The sequence below is a fragment of the Oleiphilus sp. HI0066 genome (genome assembly GCF_001635725.1).
This window is the reverse complement of the sequence record NZ_LWFH01001084.1, coordinates 1-3098: the sequence shown is the minus strand read 5'-3', so window position 1 is coordinate 3098 and position 3098 is coordinate 1. Positions and strand designations below refer to the sequence as shown.

Here is a 3098-nt window from a genome sequence, read left to right as displayed (position 1 = left end):
CGTTATTCTTGTCGCCGACGTCAATCAACGGACACCCACTCAATTATCTAAACACCTTAAAGTTGCGGCTTCGCTATATCACGGCACGGAGAGTCCTGACGTGCTTGGAGTAGTATTAAATCGCGTTGGAGAAATATCTGATGAGGACTTTTCAGCGCGCCTCGTTTCAATAAGTGACCTAAATGTATTTACCAATAATTTCCATTTAATTGGTGCAATACCACTTCTAAAAGAACTCGCAGCCCCAAGGGTCAGTGATCTTAAGTACACATTAGAAGTTAACTCGCTTAACGAAGGTGAATCAGACTATCGCCGAATTTATGACATCGTGTTTGCTGCAAAGACCGTAGACAATATCATTCCTAGGCTAACGCCTGGCACGCTTGTGGTAACACCGTCAGACCGAAGTGACGTCATTGTCGCTGCGTGTATGGCTGGCTTATCAGGCATTCCTCTCGCGGGCATATTGCTCACAAGTGATTCGAATATCGACCCTCGCATACACAAGCTTTGCGCAGCCGCTTTAAAAGCTGGTTTACCGCTTCTATCAACACCAACTGACACATTTAGAACGGCAGCAGCTCTTGCTAACCTTAACCGTGTCGTGCAGGTCGATGATGAAGCCAGAATGCGTCAGGTTGTGAGTATGGTTTCCGAGCATCTCGATTTGGAATGGCTCGCTCAAGTATGCGCCAAAGAGCGAAAGAGTCGCCTGTCGCCCCCTGCATTTCGCCACATGCTTACGTCTCGCGCTCGTTCCGCCAAAAAACGTATCGTTTTACCTGAAGGAAACGAACCGCGCACCGTTGCTGCTGCGATTGCTTGCCAAGAAAGGAATATCGCTCAATGCGTTATGATTGGGGAGCGCAGCGACATTAGCTCGGTTGCTGAAGCACAAGGTCTGACATTTCTAGATGAAATAGAAGTCATCAATCCCGACGAAGTGCGTGAAAGATACGTTCCTCATATGGTGGAGGCACGCAAGCACAAAGGCTTAGCGCCTGATATGGCACGCTCTCTACTTGAAGATAATGTAGTTCTTGCGACGATGATGGTTGCCTTAGATGAAGTAGACGGATTAGTTTCAGGTGCTGTACACACGACAGCAAATACTGTTCGCCCAGCACTTCAGTTAATCAAAACTGCACCATCAGCCACTGTTGTCTCTTCGGTCTTCTTTATGTGCTTGCCAGAGCAAGTACTGGTCTATGGTGACTGTGCAATCAATCCAGACCCTAACGCTGAAGAGTTGGCGGACATCGCGATACAGAGTGCAGACTCAGCCCTAGCTTTTGGAATTGAGCCAAAAGTAGCGATGATTAGCTACAGCACAGGCGCTAGCGGTGCGGGGGCCGATGTCGAGAAAGTAAAACAAGCAACTGAGATCGCAAAAGCTCGTCGTCCAGACCNTTTGATCGATGGACCTTTGCAATATGACGCTGCTGCAATTGAAAGTGTCGCAGCGAAGAAAGCGCCAAACAGCCCTGTTGCGGGACAAGCAACGGTATTTATCTTCCCCGACCTGAACACTGGAAACACGACGTACAAAGCTGTTCAGCGAAGTGCGAATGTCATAAGCATGGGCCCGATGCTCCAAGGTCTAAACAAGCCGGTTAATGATTTATCGAGAGGCGCATTAGTAGATGACATCATCTACACGATTGCGCTCACGGCGATTCAATCAAAACAAGCAGACGACGCTAAAGAACAAGCTCAGCAATAATTATGGGATGATCAGAGTAAGGTGCCATCGATATACTTTGGTACCGCTGACACGAGAAACCTTTGTACAAGACATGGTCGATCATATAACGAAGCTTTCGCTTGGCCTTATGCTCTACTGAGTCGCAGGAAACTGATGCATTGCGCAGCTCTAGCTGCTTTTCTAGTGTTTTGAGAACTGGAGAAGCACGAAAGTCATTAAAATCACCTAATACAACAATGCGCGCTTGATCAAATTGTTGCACACCTTTCACCAAACCCTTTGATTGCATTAATCGCTTTGAGGCCTTTTTGGGTGACTCCTTCCGCTTTGATAAAAAATGCGTAGTAGCAAAAGAAACATCTTTATCGGTATCACCGATTCGGTATCTGAGGGTTAAGCCTAAGACTTTAGATAACCGTTTAGGCTTATAGCCATCCACATGCCCTGACGGGAATCCAAAATCTGTGACCTTAATTTGCTCTGCATCTTTCCAAACAAACGCAACATCTTGCCCCGTTGCCGTATCACGCCCTTGTTTGAATGCATAAGACCAGCCCTCACCAAGTGCATCGACGATATCTTTCGCAACCTGCTTATTTTCGATTTCGATAAACGCAACAAGATCTATACTTTGATCAAGAATAAGTTCACGATAGAACCCAAGTTTTTTGTCGTAATCAGAAACAGACGGATCACCCTTATTGAATCTTGATCCGTCGACATGACCATCATGAGGAGTCCAAAACCACTCGGAATTAAGTGTTGCCACGCGAAGCGTTTTTTCTGCACTAGCTAGAGTCGAGACACCCACAAATAGGATTACAAAAACGACTGAGACAAATATCCGCAACCGTGACATGTAACTAAGCTTCTTGAAGCAAGTGAGAAGTCTCTTCAGCGAAGCCTGCGCCAACCTCAGAGTAGTAATTGAACACCACATCCACACCATGAGATAAAAGCAGTAGACGCTCATCATCATGCTGCGCAACGGCTGAAATCTTTCCCTTGTAATCGCGTAATTTGAGCTGTTCAATAATGTTGATCATTTCTTCTACATTAGGGATCGCGAGCATCACAAGTTTTACTCGGTCAAGATCCTGCGATTCCCAGAACTCAATATCATCTGCGTCGCCATGAATCACATTTGTGATGCCATTATTGATGTGCCCTGCAACACGTGACTCATCTATCTCTACACCCCAAACAACATTACCTCCGGCTTTAACCAGCGCGTGATAGGCACCTAAGCCAACGCGGCCAAGCCCGACGAGCATCACATCAGCGCCCTGCGCAACCTGACTACACATGGATGTATTCGCGTTTGCACGCTGAAAACCTTGCAAGCGGCCGGACAGCTTTGCATAAAACAAATGTGCTTTTTTATAGATAAGTG

General features: G+C 46.5%; 3 protein-coding genes. 1 reads left to right on the top strand and 2 read right to left on the bottom strand.

Going from position 1 to position 3098, the window contains the following annotated elements; all coding sequences use genetic code 11:
* A partial coding sequence (pta, locus tag A3738_RS13680; RefSeq protein ID WP_156504257.1) for a phosphate acetyltransferase occupies window positions 1-1723 on the top strand: 1723 nt, incomplete at its 5' end.
* Here the strand turns inward: pta and A3738_RS13675 are convergent.
* Complete coding sequence (locus tag A3738_RS13675; RefSeq protein WP_156504256.1) at window positions 1701-2474, bottom strand: hypothetical protein; 774 nt, start codon at window positions 2472-2474, stop codon at window positions 1701-1703. The two genes, pta and A3738_RS13675, sit on opposite strands and share 23 nt — an antisense overlap.
* A gap of 94 nt (window positions 2475-2568) precedes the next feature.
* On the bottom strand, window positions 2569-3098 hold a 530-nt coding region (locus A3738_RS13670), incomplete at its 5' end, for an NAD(P)-binding protein (protein ID WP_197473856.1).